The sequence below is a fragment of the Aquibacillus albus genome (genome assembly GCF_016908325.1).
Classification (GTDB): Bacteria; Bacillota; Bacilli; order Bacillales; family Amphibacillaceae; genus Aquibacillus_A; species Aquibacillus_A albus.
In genome coordinates this window covers 37,797-63,879 of sequence record NZ_JAFBDR010000007.1, presented here as the reverse complement: position 1 = coordinate 63,879, position 26,083 = coordinate 37,797, and the positions used below count along the sequence as shown (strand labels likewise).

The following is a 26,083-nucleotide window of genomic DNA, read 5'->3' as shown; positions in this document are numbered from 1 at the left end:
AAATATTAGGGGGATTTATGTATGAAAGTGACGGTTAAAAAGTCTTATTTGTTGTTAGTTAGTATTCTTTTCGCTTTATTGTTAGCAGCTTGTAGCGGTGAAGCTGAAAGCAGCTCACCGGATTCTTCTGAATCAGAAGGTACAGATACTAGCTCGTCTTCCGATTCTGAAGCGCAAGAAGGTTCTGAAGAGGTATCCTTGGAGTCGGTTAAAATTGTTTTAAACTGGTTTTCTAAGGCCCAGCATGGTGGTGTTTATGCTGCAAGAGAGCGAGGGATTTTTGAAGAAAATGGTTTAGAGGTGGAGATTGAGCCTGGTGGTCCACAAGTTTCTTCTATTCAAATGGTAGCATCCGGTAGTTCGGAATTTGGTTTAGCCCATGCGGACCAAATGGTAATTGCAAAAAACCAAGGAATTGATTTAGTTGCAGTTGCGACAGCAATGCAAGGAAGTCCGCAAGCATTCATGTTCCATGAAGGTGAAGGTGTAACAGACTTTGAAGAATTGAATGGCAGAACAGCGTATATTCAACCTGGGATTACTTATTGGGATTATCTCAAAAGCAAATATGACTTGAGTGGTGTAGAAGAGATATCCTACACAGGTGATCACGCTAATTTTATTAATGATCCTTCATCAGTAAGCCAAGCCTTTGTGACGTCAGAACCATACTTTTTGGGTGAGGAAGGTATTGAAACAGAAACACTATTAATTTCTGAAGCTGGATATGACCCGTATAATATTGTGTTATATGTTACAAGAGATTACTTAGAGAGTAATGAGGAAACTGTACAAAAAATGGTTACTTCCTTTGTAAAGGGTTGGAACAGCTATAAAGATTCTCCAGATGAAATTACGGAAGTCATTAATGAAGCGAATCCTGATATTTCGTTTGAGGCTTTCAAATTTGAGCAAGAAACACAAGAGGAATTTATTTATGGAGGCGATGCTGCTGAACATGGTGTTGGGTATATGTCTGAAGAGCGCTGGCAAACGTTAATTGATCAGCTAGCAGAGCTTGGATTATTAGAAGAAACGTTTGATGCAAATGAAATCTTTACAACTGAATATTTACCAGAAAACTAGTTTAATAATTAGTATTCATTTACCAGTTCGATGGAAAAGACCTTAGTTTTAATTAGGAACTAAGGTCTTTCCTACAACTACTATGTAGGAAAAACTTACAAAGTAATAGAGATTAAAGTGAGAATATTTTACGATGATTAGAAACATGCAATGAACAACCAAAATAGTTGGCTGTTTTATTGGATTTAAGATAAGGGAGATTCGGGTTATGGAAGATATGTATGACATTATAAATGAAGTTTGTGTCTCTTCGGATAATGATGGTCATGTTTTAGCGACAATCGTTGATGTAGAAGGATCTGCCTATAAAAAAGAAGGAGCATCTATGTTGTTTAAACAGGATGGTGCTCATGTAGGTATGTTAAGTGCGGGTTGCCTTGAAGAAGATTTGGCCGCCAGGATTGAAGTTGGGTTACATCATACAGACCCACTTGTTACCTATAATATGAAAAGTGTTGACGAGTTGTCATGGGGAGAAGGGTCTGGATGTAATGGCGTTATTCGAGTACTCATGGAAGTTGTAGATGCTCCATTAAAGTCGCACCTGATGAAATTGAAACATTACCTGGAATTGGGTAAAGCAGTGACATCCATTAAAAAGATTAAGTGTCAAACAAATGAAAATGAATATTTATTTTTTGTTGACAGTCAAGAAGTCTTTGGAGAATGGATTGGCGACATACCAGCAGAATTAAAGCAATTAGCTTCAAACACTCCATCCCCTTTCTTTAAAAGTGGTATAAGAAAAATAAATGAGTTATCCTCTACTATTTATATTCATCAAATTCAACCAAAGCCGCGTCTGTTTGTTTTTGGGGCAGGTACTGATGCAAGGCCATTAGTTGATTTTGCATCAAAAGCGGGTTTTTCTGTGCATGTCATTGATTGGAGGCCAGCATTGTGTAATAAAAAATATTTTCCTACTGCAGACAACATAACGATAGGTTTTCCGGATGAAGTGATGAACCAGCTTTCTATATCCTCTCATGATTTCGTCGTCATATTAACCCATAACTTCAACAGGGATAAACAAATTGTTTCTTTTTTACTAAATCTGGAATTACGTTATCTAGGAATACTGGGATCTCGACAAAGAACAAAAAGATTACTTGGAGGAGAAGAAATTCCTTCAAAAATAACGTCACCAATCGGATTGAATATCGATGCAATTGGAGCAGAACAAATCGCGATTAGTGTAGTGGCAGAATTGATTCAACTTTCTAATAAAGCACAGTTAAGAGGGGCTATAAGTCTATGAATCCACCGAAATTAATAGGAGTTATACTGGCTGCTGGTAAAAGTGAGCGGATGGGCAGAGACAAATTGTCGCTTTCCATTGGGGAAACGGCAATTGGAAGTCTGTCACTTCAATCGGCGTTGGCCTCAAGGCTTGATCATATACTAGTAGTTACTAATCCTCAACATTCTTATCCGTGGATTGATTTTCCGTCGTCTGAAACTAGATTATCAATCATACCGTGTGTAAACGCACATCTTGGGCAGGCATATTCTCTACAAGCTGGTGTTAAGAGAGCTATTAAGATGAGTGCTGACGGGGTTCTTGTTCAATTAGCGGATCAACCATTTGTGACAAAGGGGATGCTAGATCAGTTGATTGAATGCTTTATTCAAGCATCAGTGAATCATAATAGGATTTCGTTTGTAGCCTCTAATAATAAAGGTAGATTCCAGCCTCCAATATTATTTTCTAAACATTTGTTCTCTCAATTATTACGCCTAAAAGGAGATCAAGGAGCACGACAAATTTTAAGATCGCAAATGAAAAATAATGGGATAGCTATCGACTTTGATAAGGAGCGATATTTTTATGACATTGATACAGAGGAAGATTACCAATGGATAAAACAACAGGTAATGGAAGTAGGTTAAGTCATTCCGATCCGCCGACTACTGGAGAGGAACAAACATCCATAATGGTCTGGAAGCCAAAGCAAGTCGAAGAAGCGTGGGAACTGAAAAAACGCTTTGGTGATGATGCCAAATATATTTCGGGAGGTACGCTACTGCAAATGCAACGTGAGCAGGGCACTCCTTTTCCGGGTCATTTAATAAGTTTAGAAAACATACAAGAAATGAATGGAATTAGTAAGCTGGAAGATAACTGCTCCGACGCCTATTTGCGGGTTGGGGCATTGACGAGTCTGGCTGTCTGTAAAAAAGATCCTCTTATTCAAGAGGGATGGCAATTACTCGCAGAGTCTATCAGCGATATTGCTTCTCCTGCTGTGAGAAATCGAGGAACGATAGGTGGCAACATTGTCTACGGGGTTGGTGATTCTATTCCTGCTTTATTGGTACTCGATGCCAAGGTATCTTGGTTTGATGGTACGAAATTACAAGTCGATTCCCTGTGGAGTTACTTGAAAAACTTTGCTTCAAACCAGCATATAATCACAAGCCTTTTATTACCAGAAAAATCAGTTTCGATTCAGGAAAAAAGCTGGTTTAAAAAGGTGGGACGTCGAGAGTCATTTATTCCTTCCCTAATTACGATAGCTGGTTATTGTGTTTGTGATTACGATCAAATGGTTGTCGATATTAAATTGGCGGTAGGCGGAGGGAGCCATCATCCTCAACGATTAAAAATATGTGAAGATATATTATATGGTTCTAAAATAACAGATCATTTACTGTTAGAAGCTTATGAAGCTATCAATGCTGAATTTCATCCAATTTCAGATCCGTTCGTTTCTGGTGAGTACAGAAGGACAGTTGCAGCCAATGTTATCGTTTCAGAATTACTTACAATGCAAGCGAATAGATAAGAAAAATCGATTGTTTAATTATTTGCAGAAAGGAGTTATCTGTCCGTGAGTCAACAAGCAAATAAATATACACGAAACCATCGGGTGCGGCCGGATGGTGCTGCTAAGGTAACGGGAGAGTTAAAATATTTAACCGACCTCAAACGTGAACATATGCTTTACGGAAAAATAGTAAGAAGTGCTTATCCGCATGCGAATATTTTATCGATTAACACAAAGGATGCTGAACAACTACCTGGAGTTGAAGCGGTAATTACTTATAAGGACGTACCTGGCTTAAACGGTTTTGGTATAGTTATGCCTGATCAACCCGTACTCTGTCAAGATAAAGTTCGTTATGTTGGGGATGCGGTTGCTGCAGTTGCTGCAAAATCTCCGGAAATAGCTGAAAGAGCCGTGAAATTAATTCGTGTGGAATATGACCCTCTACCTACGTTGGATTCTCCAGAGAAAGCTTTAGAAGTAGATGCTCCTTTACTGCACCAAAAGGGGAATATCCTTCATCAGGCTTCCTATCAAAAAGGGGATGTGGAAAAAGGATTTGAAAAATGTATAGACATCGTCGAACAAACCTATCATGTTCCTCGGCAAATGCATACGTATATGGAAACAGAGGGTGGAGTGATTGTTCCTGAAGCAAATGGAGCAATTACTGTATTAGTTGGTACACAACATGGATATAAAGATAGATTTCAATTATCTCGAATTTTAAATATACCGGAAGAGAAAATCAGAATTGTATCCAGTCCGATAGGGGGATCATTTGGAGGTAAAGATGAGCTAAATATACAACCGTATGCAGCTATACTAGCACTTAAAACGGCTCGGCCTGTAAAAATTCACCAAACGAGAAAAGAATCCGTTATTTCAGGTATCAAGCGGCATCCAATGAAAATCACGATGAAAACTGGAGTAGATGAACATGGAAAAATTATTGCGCACCAGGTTAAAATAATTGCTGATACCGGAGCGTATTCTACACTAGGGCCAGCGGTGTTAGATTTTGCCGTTGAACACGCAACTGGACCATATGTGATTGAAAATGTAAATACAGAAGGAGTTTCCGTCTTTACAAATAATGGAGTATCCGGAGAATTTAGAGGTTTTGGCGGAAACCAAGTGGCATTTGCTTTAGAGGGTCAGATTGATCGTTTGGCAGAAAAGCTTCAAATGGACCCGATCGATTTTCGGAGAATGAACTTAAGAAAACGTGATGATGTCGGCCCGTTAGGACATCGGATTGCGAAAACGAATGGAGCCTCTGAAGTTCTTGAAGGTATTGCTTCACTCTATCAAGATAAAAAGACGAATCAAGAGCCTGAGAGGTGGAAAAAACGTGGAACGGGAATAGCTATTACCATGCATGGTGGCGGCTTAGGCTATGGTCGATTAGATCCTGCAGGTGGTCGACTTTCATTAAATGAGGATGGAAAAATTGAAATTGCTTTTGGATTTGAGGAATTTGGTCAAGGTATTTTGGCTGTGATTGAAATGATTGTTACGGAAGAACTAGGTGTTAGTGCCGATGATTTATCCATTGTCATTGGGGATACATCCCTAGTACCGCCATCCGGTTCAACAACTGCTTCTCGAGGTACAAGTATGGTGTGGCACGCGGTTCAACGAATGAAAACACACTTTACAGAAGAGATTATTCAAAGCGCAGCAAAGCAATTAAATATTTCACAAAAACATTTAAGGATGGGGAAGGGTGGCATATATTCTGACCAATACCATTCTAAACCTTTATTAACCTATAAACAGCTAGTGAAGCATACGTCTAGTGCAATCGTAACGAATACTAGCTTTGATTTTCCAACGACACCAGATGAGGTTGATGGTGGCCACTTTCTTTATACGTTTAGTGGTGTAATGGCGCAGGTTGAAATAGATTTATTAACTGGAAAGGTAAAAGTGATTGATTTAGATCAAGTGATAGCTGCTGGACCTGTTGTTAATAAAATAGGGTACCGCGGCCAGATAGAAGGCGGTGGGGTCATGTCATTAGGTTATACGCTGATGGAAGAGGCCTTCATGCAAGAAGGGAAGTATATAACCGAAAATTTAGATTCCTATTTAATACCTAGCATACAGGATGTTCCGTTTGCCTTAGGAGTAGAAGCGATTGAGTCGTTGGATGATGGTGATGTTTACGGTCCTAGAGGAGTTGGTGAGATTGGCTCTGTTGCCGTTGCACCAGCAATAACAAAGGCTGTTCATAACGCGATCGGATATTGGGCAAACAAATTGCCAATTTCATCAGAAGAAATTTTGAATGCTTCTGGTAAAAGGAGTGTAACATCATGGATGAAAGTAGGACAATAGATATTTTGACAAATAAATCAACCGATCGACATATTTTAATTTCTTTTCATATGAATGGTAGGATGCTTGAATTGAGTGTCGAGCCAACCATGCGATTAATAGATATTATTAGGGGACAGCTAGACTTAACAGGGACAAAAATTTCTTGTGGTATTGGACGATGTGGAGCGTGTTCTGTGATGATGGATGGTCACTTAGTTAATGCATGTCTTGTTATGGCTTATCAAGTAGATCAATCGCAGATAACAACAATTGAAGGAATAAATACAAATAATCAATTACACACCATACAAAAGGCCTTTTTAGAGGAAGGTGGTTTTCAGTGCGGATATTGTACCCCGGGGATGGTCATGGCTGTTAAGGCATTAATTTATGAAAATAGTAATCCTACGGAAGAGGAGATTAAAGAAGCATTATCTGGTAACTTGTGCCGATGTACAGGTTATGGAGGGATTATTCGGTCGGTTCAGAGAGCGATAAAAGAGGGAATGAACAAAAATTAATGATTCGATAAAAAGCTGGGGGTATTTCATGCTACATGATAAATACGATGCATTTATGGATGATCATCTTACATTAAATCCAACTGGATCAGGGAAGTTAGATAACTTAACTTTTGCAGTTAAGGATGTTTTTGCTATTGAAGGACATACTAACACAGCTGGTAATCCAGACTGGCTTCGTACTCACAAGCCATCTGAGGTAAATGCTGCTGTTATTGATCAACTAATCAAAACAGGAGCACGTATGATTGGTACAACACATACAGATGAATTGATGTATAGTTTGAATGGAGAAAACCACCATTACGGGACACCGATTAATCCAAAGGCTCCGGATCATATTCCTGGAGGATCTTCTAGTGGTTCAGCGGTCGCTGTATCGGCTGGGTTAGTTGACTTTGCTTTAGGTACGGATACTGGTGGTTCGGTACGAATCCCTTCATCTTATTGTGGGTTGTATGGAATTCGTCCAACACATGGGGATGTATCGATTGATGGGGTTATACCTTTAGCGAAGAGTTTTGATACAGTTGGGTGGATGACTAATTCACCAGATTTATTAAAACAAGTTGGGGACGTAGTTTTAACAAACCAAGCAGATACATCGGCTTCTTTTACTAAAATACTTTATGCCGAAGATGCTTGGTCTCAACTTCTTGATGATGAAACGAAGCATGTATTTTCGGAGGTCCATTCACTACTGAAAAATAGTGAGATGGAAATCGAATCCGTGACGATTTCTGAAGAGGGATTAGCAGTGTGGGCGGAAGCATTCCGTGTTATACAAGGTGCAGAAATATGGAGGGAGCATGGTCAGTGGGTAGAGGTTGAAAAACCTTCATTTGGACCAGGTATAGCCGAGCGTTTTGAAATGGCGAGTAAAGTAGAAAAACAAGGTTTTGAAGAAAAATGCGATTTGCGAAAAAAGATACGCAGTCGAATTTCTTCTATGCTTGGTAAAGGTGGTATTCTAGTAATTCCTACTGCTCCTGGTATTGCCCCATTAAGAGGGTTACCGTCGAAAGAGCTAGATGATTATCGAGCAAGGGCAATGAGATTAACTTGTATTGCCGGACTAAGTGGTTTACCTCAAGTAACGATTCCGGTTGCTGAGGTTAATGGTAAACCTATAGGGTTATCCTTCCTAGCAAATCATCATATGGATAAAAAATTAATCGATTTTGCAGTGAAAGTAGTAGGCAATCATTCATCAGTATTAAAATGATAAGCAATAATACATTCGCGATAACCGGGTGCTCTTTGCCCGGTCTTTTATTGCACGTTAGGAAAGTATAAAATTTTAGCGCTGGAGCTAATCGACGTAGTAAAATTTTTAGGAACTAAGTATAAGCGCAACTAGGCGATCACCTGCGCCTAAAGGCTTGGCGCTAGCTAAGTTTTCTTTAGTTATATTTGGTTATATATAATTGAGCAAAGTTACACATTCTATGAATGAAGGAGAGTGTATTGCTTTGCAAAACTATATGAAAATAGGACTTCAGAAGATAGTTAAGTGCTTGGTCGTTTTGCTTGTCTTAGTAAATATAAATATATTAAATGAAGATAAAGTCTCCGCGGAAAATAGTGATATTAATGAAGTGCAATTGTATAGTATGTACCATGTAAATCCTGGAGACACACTATATCTTATTGCGCAAAAATTCGATACATCGATTGAAGAATTAATGAGGGTTAATCATTTAAAAAACAGCTTATTAATGGTTGGACAACCATTAAAAATACCTAATGAAAAAGGAAGATATTATCTTGTTCAGCCAAATGACACGTTATATTTGATTGCGGGTTGGTTTAATTTGAGCGTCAGTCAATTAAAGTTAGTGAACAAATTAACAAGTAACAATATCTTTGTGGGGCAAACGCTGTATATCCCAGATAGGGAAACGGTTGCTATTATCAATCAATTACCGATTGGGCTATATAAAAACGGGGCTGACAATCGAAATATTCAATTGGTCCAGCAAGCGTTGAATCATTATGGCTACGCATTAAGTGAAGATGGAATATATGGATGGCGAACAACAAAGGCGATCAAAGACTTCCAATCCCAACATGGAACGTTGGTTAATGATGGAGTTTATGGACCAAATACCAAGAAGGTACTTCAACAGGAAATATTGACGGACAAATACATTGTTTCAAATCCCAATGATACATTGGTATTAGTAAATAAGGAATATGGACTACCAAAGGATTATGTACCAAATAACCTTGTTGTTCCAAACGTTAAATTTCTTTTTAATGAATATCATCCTAAAAAATTGATGCGAAAGGTTGCAGCCGATGCACTAGAATTGTTATTTAACCAAGCACAAAGAGAAGGCATTCAATTGTTCGCGGTTTCCGGTTATCGTTCTTTTGAGCGGCAACACTGGATTTTTTCTTCTAAAGCGATGGATATAGGGATGTGGCAAGCTAATACGTTAAGTGCAAAAGCTGGCGAAAGTGAACACCAAACCGGATTAACAATGGATGTAACAAGTGAGAGTGCGAATTTTCAATTAACACAAGGGTTTGGGGGAACAAGGGAAGGAAAGTGGTTAGAAAAAAATGCAGCGAAATTTGGCTTTATTATTCACTATTTAAAAGGGAAAGAGCATATTACTGGTTATGAGTATGAACCTTGGCATATACGGTATGTCGGTTCCCGTGCTGCTCAACAAATGATGAGTAATGATATAACGTTAGAAGAATACTTGGGAAAAGTTGGTACAATAGATACGAGACAATCGTGTTTAATACCTTGACCATTGTTCATCTAAAAATTAGAGGGGGATGATTCTCCCTCTAATTTTTTATCATACATTTAACCATTGACCTGTTGGATTATTAGGAGTAGGGTCTGCTGCTTCAAACACCTGCTGGCCACGACTAAGTGTTTTAACAACTCGGCAAGGAAAAGTATGGTCAATGAATAAGCTTTGTTTATGCTTAGCAAAATAGTTTGTTTCATCGACTGTAAAGGATTGATCAAGACTAATAATTGCTAAATCTGCATCGTATCCAAGGTCAATTTTTCCTTTCGATTTAGATAGACCAAATCTCTTTGCAGGAGCTTCCGCAGTTAGTTGTGCAACTTTAGTTAATGGCATATCGTGATTAATCGCTACTTCAATCGTGGACATTAACGTAAATTGCCCACTGCTTATCCCTCCCCAAGCTTCGAGCAAGTGGTACTTACTTGGGTCTTTTAAATCATATGGAGATGGAGAGTGATCAGAAGTTATCATGTCTATACGATTATCGATTAGCATTTTAATTAGTTTCTCTTGCTCGTTTTTGTCCCGTAGAGGTGGTGCGCACTTAGCAACTGCCCCTTTTTCTATCAGGTGTTGATGGTTGAACAGTAGGTAATGTGCACATGTTTCGACCGTTACGTCTAATCCATTTTGCTTAGCCTCTTCTATTTTTTCAATTGCTCGTGCACTGCTAATGTGAACAAAGTGTAGTGGACAACCGGTGATTTCAGCGAAAGCAAGGGCACGTTCTACTGCTTCAACTTCGGCGATGATCGGTCGAGTTTGTGCATAATCATCTGGACTATAGGCTTTTTGTTTTTGTTTTTGTTCGGTTAAAAAGTTGGTGATTGATTTGCTTTCACAATGAAGGGCAAGTACTTTATTGAGCTTCGCAATTTCTTCCATCCCTTGTAAAAGCGTAATGTCATCAGCGGCTTCAAATTCTTCATTACCAGAATCAGATATAAAAGCTTTAAATCCTACGACTCCATTTGCAGCTAAGCTAGCTAGTTCATCCACATTACCCGGTACTAATCCGCCCCATAAACCAAAATCTACAAATGATTTTTCTTTTCCGAGTTTCACTTTTTGTTGTAGTGCATCTTGATTGGTTGTGGATGGAACGCCGTTTAAAGGCATATCAAAATATACGGTTCCCCCTCCGGCAGCTATCATAAAAGAACCAGTAGAAAACCCTTCCCAATCGGATCTTCCTGGTTCATTGAAGTGTACATGAACATCAATCATTCCGGGAAAAATATAATTCCCCTCTGCATCGTAGATTTCACTTGCTTCATTGGTGATATTATTGTCTATTGCTATGATTTTTCCGTCTTTTATTCCAAGGCTTGTCTGTTCTATTTTATCTGTAAAAACGACATTTCCATTTTTAATAATGAGGTCATATTTATTCATGAAAGAGCCTCCTGTTTTGTTTGAATAAGTAGAGGTGGCTCTTGTTCTCAAGCCACCTTTTGGGTGATGCACGGAAGGCCCTTTACCGATAGGCCTGTTAATTAGGTTGGCTCCCTTAAAGGACCGTAGTGATACATCACACAATCAGCCAAAATCGACATCACACTTTAGCACAGTTATTGGGTTACTAATGCTGTTGCGGGCTGATTGATATAGACTTCTAACGCAGCTTGAAGTCCCTTTCCGATATTGATATCAACGCCATGTCTTATCAGGACAGCTTCTAATGCTCCTAAGACAAATAAGATGTTTTCTTTTCGGCAGCTATAACCCATCGAACCAATCCGCCAAATTTTTCCTTGTAGTGGTCCGAAAGAACTGGCAATTTCAATTCCAAACTGCTGTAGAAGCATCCTTCTTACTGATTCAGGATCAACGCCATTAGGAATCGACACACATGTGACAGTCGGAAGTTTACATTCTCTGTTTCCGAATAGACTTAATCCCATTGCTTCTAGACCAGCAATCAATGCTTTTTCGTGGTATTTATGTCGAGTAAACCGGTTTTCTAGTCCTTCCTCAATGACAATTCTTAATCCTTCTCGTAAGGCGTATAACATCGATGTTGCTTCTGTATGGTGGTTTAATCTTCTGGGTCCCCAATAATCTTGAAGCATGCTGATATCAAAGTAGTTGCTTTTGATGGTGGGGTGATTGTTCGTTTGTTCATTTATACGATCTTCCTCTGTAGAAATACCCCGTTCTACTTTTTTTCGAGCATGAACCACCTTTTCTATACGATCATTGTAGGTAAGTGGTGCCATACCAGATGGGACGGATAAACACTTTTGTGTACCGGCCACAATACCATCAATATACCATTCATCAACTTTGACAGGGGTTCCACCTGTAGAGGCAACTGCATCAACGATTAATAAGACATCTTGGTCGCGGCAAGCTTTACCTATTTGATCTAAAGGCTGCATACATCCAGTAGATGTTTCACCATGAACGATGGCAGTTATTTTTGGTTGAATTCGTTTTATTTCCTTTATTACGTCTTCTTGGTCAAATACTTCCCCCCATCGGCATTCCATCGTGTGTACCTCTGCACCATATCTTTCACATATCTCTGTTAGTAAGTGACCAAACCTACCAAAGATGGGTACCAATACTTTGTCCCCTGGTTCTATAACGCTGCAAAGTAATGCTTCAATACCAGATCTGGAAGTTCCATCAATGGGGAATGCCCACTTATTTTTTGTCTCAAAGAGATGACGAAGCATTTCCATCACTTCATTCATGATATGTGTAAAGGCCGGATCAAACTGACCTACGATTGGTGTGCTCATTGCCCGCAGCACACGTGGGTCAACTTCTACGGGCCCTGGTGTCATAATTGTCCGTAGTGGTGTATTTAAATCTGTATAGGTTGTCATAACCTTCCTCCTTCACTCTTTGTAAAAGTTCATGTAAGAATCTTTTTCCTCTGTTTTTTAGTAAGCTAATCGATACAATAACTCTGTTAAAAGCTCTATCCCCTTTTCTAGATCTTCTTTTTTCGTAGATTCTTTTGGGGAATGACTAATCCCTTTTTCACTAGGGACAAATAGTAAAGAAGTAGGGCAAAAGGTTCCGAATACTTGTGCGTCATGTCCCGCTCCACTAATTAACGGTTCAAAGGTAATGTTTTTTTCAGTCGCTGCTAATTTGGATAGTTCGGTTAATGATGGATCCATCTTAACGGCTTGGACGTTCATCCATTGGTCGATCGTAATTTCCATTTCTCGTTTTTGTGCGACCTGTTTAAAATAATTAGCTAGGTGATCGCAAAACTCATCTAAAACATCTTCTTTGAAATGGCGAACATCTAATGTAAATTGGGCCTCACCAGCAATTACATTCGGTACATTTGGACTTGCGTTAATTTTTCCAACTGTTGCAACAAGCTGTGGGTCTGTTTGGATTGCTTTTTCAGATATATATGAAATGAAATGGCCTGCTGTTGCTAGTGCATCCTTTCGGTAGGGCATCGGAGTAGTGCCAGCGTGGTTGCTTTCACCTGTTATAGTAACGGTATATCTGCGCTGCCCAACGATGTGACTGACAGTTCCTATCGAGCTTCCTTTTTTCTCTAACACAATCCCTTGTTCTACATGAAGTTCAATAAAGCAATCAATATCATTGCGTTGTGGGGAAGAATATTGCACAGGGTCAAAACCGGCATTTTTCATAGCTTCTGAAAAAAGAACACCATCTGTATCTTTTATTCCTTCTATATCCTCCAAAGTATATTTTCCAGTAATATTTCCGGACCCCCAAAACGTTAAAGGGAATCTGCTTCCTTCCTCTTCACACAATGAAACAACCTCGATCGATTTTTTAGGCGTACCATATGTTTCGTGCAGTTTTTTAACAGCTAATAAACTTGCAATAATGCCATAAACACCATCGTAAATACCGCCATTAAGTACAGAATCAATATGGGACCCAGTTAAAATCGTCTTCGTATTAGGGGTGCTCCCTTGTAACTTGCCAAATAGATTACCAACACTATCAAAGTGAGTGATGAATCCATATGATTTCATTTTATTTTCCAAAGCATGTTGTGCTTGGACCCATGAAGGGGAGTATAATAATCGGTTTACGCCACCGCTGTCTGACTGGCCGAAGGAGGCTAGCCACTTTACCATTGAATCAACTTGATCTATTTCTTTCATTAAAGAATGTGATTCTGTTGTCAATGTCATTCCTCCGATCTGTTTGTTGAGAGTTTGTGTCAGTGCATGTGGGGGAAGGTTTTAAGTCCGCCGTTACATGCACGAATGAATGGTTTAAATTGCGAATGTCTATTAACACAAGTGTATCAATTGGCTAGCTTTACTTCATTGGCAGAAATGTAATAATTCTAACAATTTTTTGTGCTTTTTAACTAAAGAGTCGAAAAATTGTGATAAAATAAAAGATAAAAAAACTAAGGGTGGATGTAGATGAAAGTAGCTGAAGTATTACAAATTGACGCGTTGAAAAACTGTCAAATTGTTGCTGGTCATTTGGGGCTAAACCGAGAAGTTTTGCATGTGAATATGATGGATGCACCAGACATCATCTCCTTTTTAAAAGAGAATGAATTGCTCGTAACAACGGCTTACCATTTAAAAGATCAACCACATTTGTTGATTGACTTAGTAAAAGCAATGGATAAGCAGGGGTGTGCAGCGCTCGGAATTAAAACAAAAAGGTTTTTACAGGAAATACCTTCTGATGTACTGGAGCTTGCAGATAAATTGTCATTCCCCATTATTGAACTTTCAATAGATACTTCCCTGGGCGATATTGTAAATCATACGTTGAACTGTATATTGGATAAAAGAACGAATGAATTACAGCATGCGATTGATATCCACAAGCAATTTACGAATCATATTATGAGTGGGAAAGGAATTAACCAATTAATAAAGCGTCTATCGAGTTTAGTTGGATACCCAGTCATTTTAATTGACCAATATGCGAAACCAATCTTCTATTCTGAATTTCAGGATAGCTACATTCAACAGATGGAAGTGTGGCAAAAGAGTGATATACACTTTTATTTTCCTGATACAGCCGTCTTTCAGTTTTCTGATCGCCAAACAAAGCAAACTTATTCCGTTTTTTCCGTTTATACCCATCAAAAAAGGGCAGGATTTCTTGTTCTTGTAGGTGAAGTTTTGCCAATTGACCACTCAACAACATTAACGATCGAACAGGCTACAAATGTTATTTCGTTCGAATTGATGAAAGAGCATGCATTGAAGCAGTATGATCGGAGAGTTCGAAATGAATTTTTTTTCAATTTTGTTGAAGGTGCCTTTTCATCCGAAGAAGAGATTGTTAGTAGAGCAAAAGAATTTTCGTTGGAAAACGAGCAAACCTACCTTTGTATTGCAGGGAAGTTGGTCGAAGGCGATCCGTTTGACAGCTATGTGAAAAATCAACGAAAAAACGAGTCTATCTTTGAATATATAGAAGATGAATTGAAGGTTTTTCCGGTTCGGACCCATTTTTTTACGAAAGGAGACGGGTGTTTTCTTTTGATGAAAATAACGGACGCTTCACAAATAAATAGTCCCGTTATCCCTGCATTGGAACAAATTCAATCGAAAATCAGACGACAATTTAACACTTCTATTTCCTTTGGTTTAAGTAATATATCCACCAACCTGCTTCATGTGAAAAATGCATATAAAGAAGCGAAAGACTCTTTACAAGCAGGTTTATTATCCGGTAAAGAAAACTTTATCCAAAGCTATCGCACTAAAGGAATTATGGAGCTGCTTCGAATTATCCCTGTGGAGGATTTAAAGGATTTTTATCAACATGCATTAAATCAGTTAGCATCATTAGAATTTAAGGAAGACAAAGCACTCTTACAAACATTATTTGTTTATTTAGAATCACACTGTCAAATTTCAGAAACAGCAAAACGGTTATATGTTCACCGAAATACTGTCGTATATCGTCTTGAAAAATGTGAAGAATTGCTAGGAAGAAAACTACATGATCCGGAAACAACTCTTCAATTAAGGATTGCATTACAGATTAAAACCATACTGCAGCTTTAAGGTTAGAAAGCTAGTAAACCATTATGCAAAACGGCTAAACTTTCATTGTTGGAATTGTGCATTATCTATAATGACAATTGTCAGAATAGTCTTTATTATTGTAAGTATATTTCCTGGTTCACGATTCTAATACGTAATGAAAGGGAGAGATTATCATGGAATTAGCCGAATTAAATCAAATAAGCGAACAAGAATTTGTATCTACACTTGGAGAAGTATTTGAACATTCTCCATGGATTGCCAAAAAAGCAGCCGAATATAGACCTTTCCCTTCAAGACAAGCACTTCATCAACGAATGACTGAGATTGTAGCAAACACACCTCAAGAAGAGAAGCTGGAGTTAATACGTGCTCATCCAAATTTAGGTGCAAAATTGAAGATGAGTTCAGATTCAACAAAGGAGCAACAGGGTGCGGGTTTGCAGAACTTAACGGCGGATGAATTTGAAAGCTTTAAATCTTTGAATCAAACTTACATGCAAAAATTTGGATTTCCATTTATTTTTGCGGTTAAAGGAAAAAACAAAGATGATATCTACCAATCCTTGAAAGAACGAGTAAATAGCACGTATGAAGAGGAATTTGAGACAGCACTAACAGAAATTTATAAAATTGCTGGCTTTCGATTAGAGGAAAAGGTGGAAGATACATTGGAACGGATTTGAAGGTAAGTAGGGTTGTTTGCTATAGGATGAGGAGGTAAAAGATGGCAGGATTGACTACTCATATATTAGATTTGGCTCATGGAAAGCCTGCTGCTAATGTGAAGGTAGAGTTATTTTCTTTTGAAGGTGTTACAAAACGATTCGTAAAAACTAGTGTTACGAATAGTGATGGTCGATTAGATTCACCACTATTAACAAAAGAAGAGATAGCTGACGGACAATATGAGCTATTATTCCATATTGGTGAATATTTTCGAGGGAAAGAGGTTCTGATGAAGGATCCTCACTTCTTAGAAGAAGTCCCTGTTCGTTTTGGAATAAGTGAGACAGATTCCCATTATCATGTTCCTCTTTTAGTCTCGCCATGGGGATATCAGGTATATAGAGGTAGCTAAGGATAAAAGCTAAAAAACCCAAACAAATTTTTTCGTAATGGGTTTTTTAGCTTTAAGTAATTATTTAAAAAGCTTGATTAATGCTTGTGTACCACTATTTTCATCCCCTTGTTCTGCTAGCTGCTTATAAAGGGATAAAGATAATTCCAGCCCAGGTGTCGTTAATCCAATTTCTTTGGCTGATTCAAGAGCAATAGTCATATCCTTAATAAAGTGTTTCACATAAAATCCAGGATCATAATTTTCATCAATCATTCTAGGCGCCAGGTTTGAAAGAGACCAACTACCTGCGGCTCCTGTTGTAATACTATCAAGCACACGCTCTGGGTTTAATCCAGCTTTTTCGGCATAAACGATTGCTTCACAAACGCCAATCATATTCGAGGCGATTGTAATTTGGTTACACATTTTTGTATGTTGACCAGCACCAGCATCCCCTTGTAAAACAATGTTTTCCCCCATCGCTTCAAAAAGTGGGAGTACTTGATCAAACGCTTGTTTTTCTCCGCCGACCATAATCGCCAATTTTCCGTTTTTTGCACCGACATCGCCACCAGATACTGGGGCATCCAGTGCATGAATTTCTCTTTCTTTTGCTTCAGAAGATATCTTTTCTGCAAGTAATGGACTAGATGTTGTCATATCGATAACATAAGAACCTGACTTAGCGTTTTGAAGGATTCCAGAATCACTTAAATAAACTTCTTCAACATCTTTTGGATACCCGACGATCGTAATAATGACATCAGAACTCGCCGCTAGTTCGGCCACGGAATTTTTCCAAATGGCACCTTGTTCGATTAATTCACTTGCTTTTGCTTTAGTTCTTGTATATGTATTTACTCGATATCCTGCTTTTATTAAATTTTCAGCCATACTTTTTCCCATAACCCCTGTACCGATAAAACCTATTTGTGTATCTTTAACATGAAAAGCCAATGGTAGACCTCCTCTTTTCTGTTTTATATAGAATATTCGCGAATAGTTGGACGATTCCTTCCGATTTAATGAATCAAAATTAAATTATAAAAAGTTAGTTCAAATCCATTGCAACAACATTATATTTATGCTAAATTCAAGATATTGATAATATTAATAAAAATCAATACTATATATTGAGAATTTTTACGAGTTTAGGTGACACCTTAGTCTTAAAAGGGAACTCGGTTAGAATCCGAGACTGTCCCCGCAACTGTATTTGTGGACGAACGGGAACGCCACTGAATTTTAGTATATCATGTCTGAGTTGATACATAATACTACAATTTGGGAAGGCCTCTAGTAGGAAGATGCATAAGTCAGTAGACCTGCCTAACTTGTCATAGTTTCTTTTCTTCGGGGATTGAGACATGGAAACGATAGATGGAGCTTATTATTTACTTTTCAAGTAGTATTCAAATGTTTAAAAATATTGAATACAATCAGTGAAAGTATAATAAGTATGAAGAATCCGCTAACTGTTAGGGGATTTTATATTATCCAAAATCTGTCGTTTTTTGTCCGCTCATGTCGCCTCATGAGCGGTTTTTAATTTTTATCGCGCATTAACGGGCAGTAATACCCCCCGCCTCAAGGCTTAAGAGAAACGAGAAGTATAGGTGGGGGATAAACTGCCCGTAAAAGCCCGATTGGTTCAACTAACAATCAGTGGGGGATGAAGAAAACCCCCACTGATTGAAGTTTCACTTTATATACATATATATGGAATTAACATCTTTGAAATTTTTAAAAAATAAAGGGAGGAAGAGAAAGTGATAGAGATACAATCAAAAACAAGTGACTGGAAAAGTTATGTTATGGATGAGATGGTTAAACATTTTCCTGACATGGATGTACAGGCATTGTTGAGCTTCGGGGAAACGCTTTCAGAACAAAAACCATGGTTAGAAGAAAAAGAGTGGGTATATCAGTTGATTTTGGAGGCTTTAGCTTATTTAGATGAGAACCAACCAGATTGGACTTATGTAGCTTCCTCTTTGTACTTGGAAATGCTTTATAAAGATGCAGCAGATAACAGAAATTTTAACTATAAAAATAAATATGGGTCCTTTTTTGATCTTATTCAGTCACTGACAGAAATTGGGATTTATAATCCGTCAGTTCTTGAATCCTACAGTAAGAAAGAAATTAATGAATTAGGAAAAGCAATTGACCCTAGTAAAGACTTATTATTCACCTATATAGGTATTCGTACTTTAGCAGATCGTTATATTGCAAAGGATTATGAAAAGCGTGTACAAGAACTTCCTCAAGAGCGATTTATGATTATTGCAATGACTCTGATGCAAAAGGAGCCTGAGGAAAATCGTGTCGACCTCGCAAAAGAAGCCTATTGGGCATTAAGTAATTTGTATATGACAGTAGCTACTCCAACACTTTCCAATGCAGGGAAGAGCTATGGACAATTATCGAGCTGTTTTATTGATACGATTGATGACAGTCTGCAGGGAATTTTTGATAGTAATACCGATATTGCCAACTTATCAAAAAACGGTGGCGGAATCGGCGTTTATTTAGGAAAAATTAGAAGCAGAGGTAGTGCGATCAAAGGATTTAAAGGCGCATCTTCAGGCGTGCTTCCTTGGATGAAGCAACTGAATAATACAGCAGTTAGTGTCGACCAGCTTGGTCAACGAAAAGGGGCAATTTGTGCTTACTTGGATATTTGGCACAAAGATATATTTCCGTTCTTAGATGCAAAATTAAATAACGGGGACGAGCGTTATCGAACACACGATTTATTTACAGGTATTTGCTTACCAGATATATTTATGGAGCAAGTTGAGGCTCGTGAAAATTGGTATTTGTTTGACCCACATGAAGTTCGTACTGTTATGGGTTATTCACTGGAAGACTTTTATGATGAGACGAAAGGTGATGGATCATTTAGAGAGAAGTATTGGGATTGTGTGAATCACCCGGATTTAAGCAAGGAAGAAGTTCCGGCTATCGAAATTATGAAACGAATTCTTAAAAGTCAACTCGAAACCGGTGGTCCTTTTATGTTCTATCGTGATGAAGTGAACCGTCAAAATCCGAATAGTCACTTAGGAATGGTTTATTCCAGTAATTTGTGTACAGAAATTACACAAAACCAAAGTCCTACATTGTTAGAGGAGCAAGTAACCGTTGACGGAAAAATTGTTATCACGAAGCAGCCAGGTGACTTTGTTGTCTGTAACCTTTCTTCTGTTAACTTAGGAAGAGCAGTAATTGATGATGTGTTAGATCGGTTAATTCCTATTCAAGTTCGTATGCTAGATAATGTCATTGATTTAAATAGTATTCCTGTTTTACAGGCACAGTTAACGAATAAAAAATACCGTGCCGTTGGTTTAGGCACATTTGGCTGGCACCATTTACTTGCACGGAAGAAAATGAAATGGGAAAGTGATGAAGCTGTTGATTATGCAGACAAATTGTATGAAAAAATAGCATATTTGACGATTGAATCAAGTATGGAGCTTGCAAAAGAAAAAGGTGCTTATGAAGCGTTTGAAGGATCTGATTGGCAAACAGGTGAATATTTTGAACGAAAAGGTTATACAGCAAATGAAGAGACCCAGCTTCCTTGGAATCGATTAAAGCAAGATATACAAGACAACGGGATTCGTAATAGCTATCTAATGGCTGTTGCTCCTAATGCCTCTACATCACTTATTGCAGGCAGTACAGCAAGTATTGATCCCATTTTTCAAAAGTTTTACGCGGAGGAGAAAAAGGATTATAAAATACCGGTAACAGCACCAGATTTAAACTCAGAAACTACGTGGTATTATAAATCAGCTTATTTTATTGATCAGCACTGGAGTATTAAGCAAAATGCGGCAAGACAAAAGCACGTTGACCAAAGTATTTCCTTTAACCTTTATGTTCCAAATACGGTTCAAGCTAAAGAATTATTAAGCCTCCATTTGAATGCTTGGAAATCAGGGTTAAAAACAACGTATTATTTGCGATCAACATCTTCAGACCTTATTGAATGTGAATCGTGTTCAAGCTAATGAAGGGAGAGGTTAGTTATGGCTTCTACACTAAATAAACGTGAATTAATGGATCAAACAGCTCCAAACAAATCAACGAATATCGTCAATGGACGGAGCTCCAATATTTTAAATTGGGACGATGTTCGGTTTGCTTGGGCATATCCAAAGTATAAAAAAATGTTGTCGAATTTTTGGACACCTTTTGAAATAAACATGTCTCAGGATATGAAGCAGTTTCCTGAACTAAGCGATGATGAAAAAGATGCTTTCTTAAAAATTATTGGTTTATTAGCTTTATTAGACAGTATTCAAACGGATTACGCTGGAAAAGTAGCAGACTATTTAACGGATTCCAGTTTGAATGCACTGATGATTATTTTGGCACAGCAAGAGGTTATCCATAACCATTCGTATTCCTACATTTTATCTACATTGGTTTCTAAACAAAAACAGGACGAAGTATTCGACTTTTGGAGAACAGAACCAATTTTACAAAAGAGAAATGATTTTGTGACGGATGGTTATCAGGAATTTGCGGAAAATCCTACCGTAGAAAATTTATTGAAATCAGTGGTTTATGATGTGATTTTGGAAGGTTTATTCTTTTATTCTGGCTTTGCGTTCTTCTACCATCTAGCTCGGAATCAAAAAATGGTTGGTACCTCAACGATGATTAACTACATAAATCGTGATGAGCAAATCCATGTTGATTTATTCGTTCGTATTTTTAAGGAAGTTCTCGCTGAAAACCCGGAATACCAAACAGAAGACCTAGAGGTATTCGTATATGATACTTTTATAAAAGCAACCGAGTTAGAAATTGATTGGGCCCGACATATTATTGGTAATAAAATTGATGGTATCCTTTTACAGGATGTAGAGTACTATATTCGATTCACGGCAAATACACGTTGTAAGCAGCTTGGATATGAAAAGCCGTATCCGGATGTACAGAAAAACCCACTGCGCTGGATTAAAGCGTACGAAGAAGTGGATTTGGGTAAATCAGACTTCTTTGAGCAGAAATCAAGACAATATACAAAGGTAAATTATACCGATAATGGCTTTGACGACTTGTAAGTAAAAAATGTCCTGTTCCCAATAATAAGGAGCAGGACATTTTTAATTAGGATCTTTTCGTATTGTTCGTTGTTTTGTATTAAAAACAACAATTCTTTAGAAAACGGCCTTTTATAAAAGCAATCTTTTTGTGAAATTGATGAATTTCAATTAAAATGAAAAGTAATTTTGAAAAATGAAGGTGAAAAAGATGGAATGGCATTTAAAAACATTTGATGAATTATCAACAATTGAACTATATAAAATACTAAAAGCACGAGTTGATGTTTTTGTAGTGGAACAGCATTGCCCTTATCCGGAAGTAGATAATCACGATCAAGCATCTTCTCACTTATTCTTAGAAGAAAACGGCGAAATTATTGCCTATGCTCGGTTGATTCCAGAAAATAACATTTATGAGGAAGCTTCGATTGGCCGAGTTTTGGTCAATGAAAAATACCGTAGCCAAGGATATGCCCGCACGTTAATGAATAAATCCATAGATATTCTTAAACAGGAATGGCATGTTGAAAAAATTAAAATTCATGGGCAGGAGTATTTGCGAAATTTTTATGGCTCCTTTGGATTTAAAGAAATATCTGAAGTTTATCTAGAAGACAATATTCCACATGTCGATATGATTTTGGAATGCAAAAAATTAAACTTGACTAAGTAACGTTTCCTGTACTTCCAAAAACTTATCTAGTTGTGCGGATTTTAACGGATATACTAAGAGTACTCGTTCAAAAGGTTTCACACCTTTGAGCAAGTGTTCTAAAGCCCCTATATAAAAAAAGGAGGAGGCGAGTATCCGTGTTATCTGAACAGCAAATGCAAGCAATTAAAACAGAATTACTAAGTCAAAAGTTGGCGCTGGCAGCTCATTTAGACGATCATTATGGCTTGCATTATGAATTAATCAAAGAATCAGTGGGCGAATTATCCAATTATGATAACCATCCAGGGGATCATGGGACGGAATTATATGAAAGAGAAAAAGATATCGCTTTGAATGAACATGCAGAAAATGAAATGAAAGAAATAACACAAGCATTAGGTGCAATTGAAAATGGGACGTATGGAACGTGTGAAGTATGTGGTGTTGAAATTCCTAGTGAAAGATTGGAAGCATTGCCAACCACACGAAGGTGTATGGACCATGCGGAACATGATATTAACAAAATTAGACCTGTGGAAGAGGATGTTATTCACCCAAGTGTGAATGAAATGGAAACAGAAATAGATGAGGAAGAATCAACGATTTTTGATGCGGAGGATTCTTGGCAGCGAGTAGAACAATTTGGTTCTTCGGATGGACCATCTGATTTTTATGATACAGAAAAGGATTACCAAGATATGTATTTCAACTCTGATGAATTGGTAGGATCCGTCGAAGAAATTGAAGGCTTTCTATTAACAGATATGGATGGAAATTATATCGGGGTAAATGGAAACCATGAAGATTATGAAGCTTATTTAGATGAAAATGATATAAGTTCTATTCTATATGAGTAAATGGATGTTGGATGACACCCTTAGCTGGTGTCATCCTATTTATTATGTGTTAATGTCTCGCCTTTGGTAAAACACGTAAGTCATACTTGTCATCAAAACCATAATCACAACGGAAAGAATGACATAGATTGTATCTATCCTACCTGTATTAAGTATTTCTTCCGCAACAACATACTTAAAAGGAGTGAAGTATCTGAAGAAGTCTAATTTTCCTGTTATATCAATAAAAACAGATAAGAAAAAGCAAAAGAGTAAAATACCTGCTGCAATGGAAGGTGCTGCTTTTGATTTTTTATTAATCGCAGCAGTACTTGTGCCGATTGACAAAAATATAAATTGTAATAACAATAACCCCGCTGTAAAAGTAAAGACTTCAGATCCTAAAGATTGTGTCTCATTATTATATGGTTCAATGAAGAGGAAGGAGGAGATGAAAGAAATAATATTTAAAAGAATCATTTGAATACTAGAAGCAATAAGCTTCGATGTCATAACATAGGTTCTCGTAATTGGTTTAGAAAATAAAAACTCAGCCGTTTTATCCCGTTCCTCTTTGGAAACAATTGTAGCTCCTAGCATTGCTGCATGTACCGATAACATTACTGATAAGTAGAGGTATAACATCCCATAATATCCTAATGGAGTTGTTATATTTAATGATCCTGTACCTAAGATTACTTTGATTATACGAGGTAGGCTTTCGATGACTTGATTCATGGATTGTGTTGAATTTTCCATGCCAGCGTATTTTGACATCCCTGTACTAATCAACACAAATACACCGATTGACCAAATAATGAAAGACTTGCGATGCGCGTTTAACTCTCTTTTTATAATGTTCAACTTCTCTATCCCTCCTTTTTGAACAGCTCCTTCTTAGACGGCATGTATGTCCTTCTTCAGATAAAGCACGTAACTAGCTGTAAGTGAACAGGCTATGACAACAATACTTAAAAGAACAAAGGTTAGATCGTACCCTTCCTGCTTTATAATCGAAAGCGCGTCGAAATATTGAAAAGGTGTTAAATAGCGTAGCTTGTCATCTCCAGTACTGGATGCGAACATACTAATAATGAAAAACAGAAAAACAATCGCCAATGAATATGGTAAGACCGATTTAATTTTCGATATAATTGTTGCTGCCAATGCACCAACGGCAAGAAAGATGAGCTGAATAAAAAATAATGAAATAGATATCATAAAAAATATAGTCTCATTTAAAGGATTATTTTTAACGATGTGAGCCATAGTGGTTGCTGCTACTATAAACCCGATATTAGTAAGAAGAATGGAAGAGAAGGCTGCACATAATTTGGCTGTGATGACTTGTTGTCGTGTAACCGGCTTAGTTAACAAAAAATCAGCTGTTTTTTCTCGGGTTTCCTTTGATAGTATTCCAATACCTAAACTACTCGCTTGAATCGCACCACACAGTGAGATATACGCAAATACATAGGCGTAAAAACCTAAAATCGATGAAAAATTGTTCACATCAAAATTGAGTGAACGAAGGAGTGCATCTGGAAACCCTTCTAGTGCTTTTCTTAAGCTATCGACTTCCTTGGAAAAAGTAGGAAACATGGAAAAGAAAACACTTATCAATACCATTAATGTTAACGTCCAAAGAAGGCTTGACCGCTGATTTGCCTTCATTTCATGCCAAAACATGTTCATTTTCGTCAACTCTCCCTTTGATAAAAATGCATGAATATTTCCTCTAAATCTGGCTCTTCTATCCATAAATTGTTCACATCTAATGATGCGATTTCTTTCAGAATTGGATTTAAATTACCTTTAAATAGAAAGCTTATAACGTTCCCTTCAGTTTTTAACTCTTTTATCCCTGCTTTTGAGAATACATTGGGATCGATTTTCGTTTTTGTTTCTATTTTAAACTTTTTGTAATTATTTTCTTTTAAAGTACTTATCTTTTCCACTTTGATTAATGAACCTTCTTTAATAATTGCAACGCGGTCGCACAGTCGCTGAACTTCACTTAAAATATGTGATGAGAAGAGGATGGTTGCCCCTTTTTGATTTTCTTCTTTTAATAATTCAAAAAAGGTTTGTTGCATTAGTGGATCTAATCCACTTGTAGGTTCATCAAGAATGATAAGTTTTGGACTATGCAGTAAACCTTGAACGATACCAACTTTCTTTTTATTGCCAAAGGACAAATCGTCTATTTTCTTTTTTAAATCAAGGTCCATGCGATCTGCTAATTCTTGGATTCGATGACTGCAATCCTTTTTATAAAAGCTAGCTGAATAGTTCAGTAAATCAATGACCTTCATGTTGTCATAGTAAAAAACTTCAGAGGGTAGGTATCCTATTTCTTTTTTTATTTCTGGTGCGTGCTTCATACAATCTTTTCCAAATATGGATGCGCTTCCACTAGTGGGATAAATAAGAGATAACAGTGTGCGAATGGTTGTCGACTTTCCCGCACCATTTGGACCAATGAAACCAAATATTTCCCCTTCCTCCACCGAAAAACTAACATTTTCAATCCCTTTCGTACGCCCATACATCTTAGTCAAACCATTAACCTCAATCACACTCATCCAATCCCCTCCAATTACTTATCGACAAAATTCGAGCTTATTCGGGTGGTGGCTGTCACCTAATTTTATATATAAAATTGAAACATAATCAAGCGTTTTATCGTAATAAAAAGAAAAGGAATGAAGAGGAGGAGATTTATTTGGCTGAAAATAAGGGATGCATTAAGTGTGGAAGTACGGATGCGGATCAAAAAGAGGTAGCGATGACTGGAACGGGTTTATCTAAGATGTTTGATGTGCAGAACAATCAATTTATTGTTGTGTTTTGCAAAAACTGCGGCTATTCTGAGTTCTATAATAAGAAAAGTTCCGCAGGTAGCAATATTTTTGATTTCTTCTTTGGATAAACATATGGAGCGGACAACTGTTCCGTTACAAAAACGAGGCTGACCCTTTACTCTTGGGACAGCCTCGTTTTTGTAT

At 37.5% G+C, this 26,083-nt stretch carries 23 protein-coding genes and 1 riboswitch; of the genes, 16 read left to right on the top strand and 7 right to left on the bottom strand.

The features are described 5' to 3' along the window. Nucleotides 1-21: 21 nt before the first annotated feature. The 8 genes from JOC48_RS07935 (at nucleotide 22) to JOC48_RS07900 (ending at nucleotide 9,465) form a co-directional block, all read left to right on the top strand. Complete coding sequence (locus tag JOC48_RS07935; RefSeq protein ID WP_204498559.1) at nucleotides 22-1,086, top strand: ABC transporter substrate-binding protein; 1,065 nt, start codon at nucleotides 22-24, stop codon at nucleotides 1,084-1,086. Nucleotides 1,087-1,294: 208 nt separating this feature from the next. After that, a complete protein-coding gene (locus tag JOC48_RS07930) occupies nucleotides 1,295-2,344 on the top strand; it encodes an XdhC family protein (RefSeq protein ID WP_204498558.1) in 1,050 nt (349 codons plus the stop codon). After that, nucleotides 2,341-2,976, top strand: coding sequence for a nucleotidyltransferase family protein (locus JOC48_RS07925; protein WP_204498556.1), 636 nt, complete (start codon nucleotides 2,341-2,343; stop codon nucleotides 2,974-2,976). Before JOC48_RS07930 ends, JOC48_RS07925 begins: the two co-directional genes overlap by 4 nt. Then, nucleotides 2,943-3,872, top strand: a complete 930-nt coding sequence (locus tag JOC48_RS07920; protein ID WP_204498554.1) for an FAD binding domain-containing protein — start codon at nucleotides 2,943-2,945, stop codon at nucleotides 3,870-3,872. Before JOC48_RS07925 ends, JOC48_RS07920 begins: the two co-directional genes overlap by 34 nt. Nucleotides 3,873-3,917: 45 nt before the next feature. Beyond that, nucleotides 3,918-6,197 (top strand): xanthine dehydrogenase subunit D, encoded by a 2,280-nt coding sequence (gene pucD / locus JOC48_RS07915; RefSeq protein WP_204498552.1) that lies wholly within the window; start codon nucleotides 3,918-3,920, stop codon nucleotides 6,195-6,197. Beyond that, nucleotides 6,176-6,700, top strand: coding sequence for a (2Fe-2S)-binding protein (locus tag JOC48_RS07910; protein WP_204498551.1), 525 nt, complete (start codon nucleotides 6,176-6,178; stop codon nucleotides 6,698-6,700). The genes pucD and JOC48_RS07910 overlap by 22 nt, the downstream gene beginning before the upstream one ends. A 28-nt stretch (nucleotides 6,701-6,728) precedes the next feature. Next, entirely contained in the window at nucleotides 6,729-7,925 is a 1,197-nt protein-coding gene (locus JOC48_RS07905) for an amidase (RefSeq protein WP_204498549.1), read from the top strand. A 247-nt stretch (nucleotides 7,926-8,172) separates the two neighbouring features. Then, entirely contained in the window at nucleotides 8,173-9,465 is a 1,293-nt protein-coding gene (locus tag JOC48_RS07900; protein WP_204498547.1) for a D-alanyl-D-alanine carboxypeptidase family protein, read from the top strand. A gap of 51 nt (nucleotides 9,466-9,516) precedes the next feature. On the opposite strand, the gene JOC48_RS07895 is transcribed toward JOC48_RS07900, so the two are convergent. The 3 genes from JOC48_RS07895 to allC all read right to left on the bottom strand — a co-directional run bounded on the left by JOC48_RS07895 (nucleotide 9,517) and on the right by allC (nucleotide 13,622). After that, nucleotides 9,517-10,872 carry an allantoinase gene (locus JOC48_RS07895; protein WP_204498545.1) on the bottom strand — a complete coding sequence of 452 codons (1,356 nt, stop codon included), beginning with the start codon at nucleotides 10,870-10,872 and terminating at the stop codon, nucleotides 9,517-9,519. Between the two features lie 176 nt (nucleotides 10,873-11,048). Continuing rightward, entirely contained in the window at nucleotides 11,049-12,311 is a 1,263-nt protein-coding gene (locus tag JOC48_RS07890) for a pyridoxal-phosphate-dependent aminotransferase family protein (protein ID WP_204498542.1), read from the bottom strand. Between the two features lie 57 nt (nucleotides 12,312-12,368). Beyond that, the gene (gene allC, locus JOC48_RS07885) at nucleotides 12,369-13,622 is read right to left on the bottom strand and encodes an allantoate deiminase (RefSeq protein WP_204498540.1); all 1,254 of its coding nucleotides are present in this window, start codon (nucleotides 13,620-13,622) and stop codon (nucleotides 12,369-12,371) included. 240 nt (nucleotides 13,623-13,862) lie between these two features. Here allC and JOC48_RS07880 point away from each other — a divergent pair, with 240 nt between their 5' ends. The 3 genes from JOC48_RS07880 (at nucleotide 13,863) to uraH (ending at nucleotide 16,536) form a co-directional block, all read left to right on the top strand. Next, a complete protein-coding gene (locus tag JOC48_RS07880; RefSeq protein WP_204498538.1) occupies nucleotides 13,863-15,476 on the top strand; it encodes a PucR family transcriptional regulator in 1,614 nt (537 codons plus the stop codon). A 155-nt stretch (nucleotides 15,477-15,631) separates the two neighbouring features. Continuing rightward, nucleotides 15,632-16,141 (top strand): 2-oxo-4-hydroxy-4-carboxy-5-ureidoimidazoline decarboxylase, encoded by a 510-nt coding sequence (gene uraD, locus JOC48_RS07875; protein WP_204498535.1) that lies wholly within the window; start codon nucleotides 15,632-15,634, stop codon nucleotides 16,139-16,141. A gap of 41 nt (nucleotides 16,142-16,182) precedes the next feature. Beyond that, the gene (gene uraH, locus JOC48_RS07870) at nucleotides 16,183-16,536 is read left to right on the top strand and encodes a hydroxyisourate hydrolase (RefSeq protein ID WP_204498533.1); all 354 of its coding nucleotides are present in this window, start codon (nucleotides 16,183-16,185) and stop codon (nucleotides 16,534-16,536) included. A gap of 60 nt (nucleotides 16,537-16,596) precedes the next feature. Here the strand turns inward: uraH and JOC48_RS07865 are convergent, their stop codons facing one another. Then, a complete protein-coding gene (locus JOC48_RS07865; protein ID WP_204498531.1) occupies nucleotides 16,597-17,475 on the bottom strand; it encodes an NAD(P)-dependent oxidoreductase in 879 nt (292 codons plus the stop codon). Nucleotides 17,476-17,653: 178 nt separating this feature from the next. Continuing rightward, nucleotides 17,654-17,865: riboswitch (cobalamin riboswitch) on the top strand. A 497-nt stretch (nucleotides 17,866-18,362) separates the two neighbouring features. Here JOC48_RS07865 and JOC48_RS07860 point away from each other — a divergent pair. The 4 genes from JOC48_RS07860 (at nucleotide 18,363) to JOC48_RS07845 (ending at nucleotide 23,096) form a co-directional block, all read left to right on the top strand. Then, complete coding sequence (locus JOC48_RS07860; RefSeq protein ID WP_420829214.1) at nucleotides 18,363-20,540, top strand: ribonucleoside-diphosphate reductase subunit alpha; 2,178 nt, start codon at nucleotides 18,363-18,365, stop codon at nucleotides 20,538-20,540. Between the two features lie 18 nt (nucleotides 20,541-20,558). Further along, nucleotides 20,559-21,602 (top strand): ribonucleotide-diphosphate reductase subunit beta, encoded by a 1,044-nt coding sequence (locus tag JOC48_RS07855; RefSeq protein WP_204498529.1) that lies wholly within the window; start codon nucleotides 20,559-20,561, stop codon nucleotides 21,600-21,602. Nucleotides 21,603-21,792: 190 nt separating this feature from the next. Then, nucleotides 21,793-22,257, top strand: a complete 465-nt coding sequence (locus JOC48_RS07850) for a GNAT family N-acetyltransferase (protein WP_204498722.1) — start codon at nucleotides 21,793-21,795, stop codon at nucleotides 22,255-22,257. 137 nt (nucleotides 22,258-22,394) lie between these two features. Next, a complete protein-coding gene (locus JOC48_RS07845; RefSeq protein WP_204498528.1) occupies nucleotides 22,395-23,096 on the top strand; it encodes a TraR/DksA C4-type zinc finger protein in 702 nt (233 codons plus the stop codon). A gap of 42 nt (nucleotides 23,097-23,138) precedes the next feature. Here the strand turns inward: JOC48_RS07845 and JOC48_RS07840 are convergent, their stop codons facing one another. Genes JOC48_RS07840 through JOC48_RS07830 form a run of 3 tightly spaced genes read right to left on the bottom strand, consistent with a single transcriptional unit; the run spans nucleotide 23,139 to nucleotide 25,660 of the window. Next, nucleotides 23,139-23,939: an ABC transporter permease subunit gene (locus tag JOC48_RS07840; RefSeq protein ID WP_204498527.1), complete on the bottom strand. Its 801-nt coding sequence runs from the start codon at nucleotides 23,937-23,939 to the stop codon at nucleotides 23,139-23,141. A 33-nt stretch (nucleotides 23,940-23,972) separates the two neighbouring features. After that, nucleotides 23,973-24,770: an ABC transporter permease subunit gene (locus tag JOC48_RS07835; protein WP_204498526.1), complete on the bottom strand. Its 798-nt coding sequence runs from the start codon at nucleotides 24,768-24,770 to the stop codon at nucleotides 23,973-23,975. Between the two features lie 5 nt (nucleotides 24,771-24,775). Continuing rightward, complete coding sequence (locus JOC48_RS07830; protein WP_204498524.1) at nucleotides 24,776-25,660, bottom strand: ABC transporter ATP-binding protein; 885 nt, start codon at nucleotides 25,658-25,660, stop codon at nucleotides 24,776-24,778. Between the two features lie 140 nt (nucleotides 25,661-25,800). Between JOC48_RS07830 and JOC48_RS07825 the strand changes: the two genes are divergently transcribed. Next, nucleotides 25,801-26,007, top strand: coding sequence for a zinc ribbon domain-containing protein (locus JOC48_RS07825; RefSeq protein ID WP_204498521.1), 207 nt, complete (start codon nucleotides 25,801-25,803; stop codon nucleotides 26,005-26,007). The last annotated feature ends 76 nt before the right edge of the window (nucleotides 26,008-26,083 follow it).

Bases quoted from the DNA above. Each gene is read 5' to 3' on its own strand.
- JOC48_RS07935 (WP_204498559.1), top strand. From the start codon at position 22: ATGAAAGTGACGGTTAAAAAGTCTTATTTGTTGTTAGTTAGTATTCTT.
- JOC48_RS07930 (WP_204498558.1), top strand. From the start codon at position 1,295: ATGGAAGATATGTATGACATTATAAATGAAGTTTGTGTCTCTTCGGAT.
- JOC48_RS07925 (WP_204498556.1), top strand. From the start codon at position 2,341: ATGAATCCACCGAAATTAATAGGAGTTATACTGGCTGCTGGTAAAAGT.
- JOC48_RS07920 (WP_204498554.1), top strand. From the start codon at position 2,943: ATGGATAAAACAACAGGTAATGGAAGTAGGTTAAGTCATTCCGATCCG.
- JOC48_RS07910 (WP_204498551.1), top strand. From the start codon at position 6,176: ATGGATGAAAGTAGGACAATAGATATTTTGACAAATAAATCAACCGAT.
- JOC48_RS07905 (WP_204498549.1), top strand. From the start codon at position 6,729: ATGCTACATGATAAATACGATGCATTTATGGATGATCATCTTACATTA.
- JOC48_RS07895 (WP_204498545.1), bottom strand. From the start codon at position 10,872: ATGAATAAATATGACCTCATTATTAAAAATGGAAATGTCGTTTTTACA.
- JOC48_RS07890 (WP_204498542.1), bottom strand. From the start codon at position 12,311: ATGACAACCTATACAGATTTAAATACACCACTACGGACAATTATGACA.
- allC (WP_204498540.1), bottom strand. From the start codon at position 13,622: ATGACATTGACAACAGAATCACATTCTTTAATGAAAGAAATAGATCAA.
- JOC48_RS07880 (WP_204498538.1), top strand. From the start codon at position 13,863: ATGAAAGTAGCTGAAGTATTACAAATTGACGCGTTGAAAAACTGTCAA.
- uraD (WP_204498535.1), top strand. From the start codon at position 15,632: ATGGAATTAGCCGAATTAAATCAAATAAGCGAACAAGAATTTGTATCT.
- uraH (WP_204498533.1), top strand. From the start codon at position 16,183: ATGGCAGGATTGACTACTCATATATTAGATTTGGCTCATGGAAAGCCT.
- JOC48_RS07860 (WP_420829214.1), top strand. From the start codon at position 18,363: ATGGATGTACAGGCATTGTTGAGCTTCGGGGAAACGCTTTCAGAACAA.
- JOC48_RS07855 (WP_204498529.1), top strand. From the start codon at position 20,559: ATGGCTTCTACACTAAATAAACGTGAATTAATGGATCAAACAGCTCCA.
- JOC48_RS07850 (WP_204498722.1), top strand. From the start codon at position 21,793: ATGGAATGGCATTTAAAAACATTTGATGAATTATCAACAATTGAACTA.
- JOC48_RS07835 (WP_204498526.1), bottom strand. From the start codon at position 24,770: ATGAACATGTTTTGGCATGAAATGAAGGCAAATCAGCGGTCAAGCCTT.
- JOC48_RS07830 (WP_204498524.1), bottom strand. From the start codon at position 25,660: ATGAGTGTGATTGAGGTTAATGGTTTGACTAAGATGTATGGGCGTACG.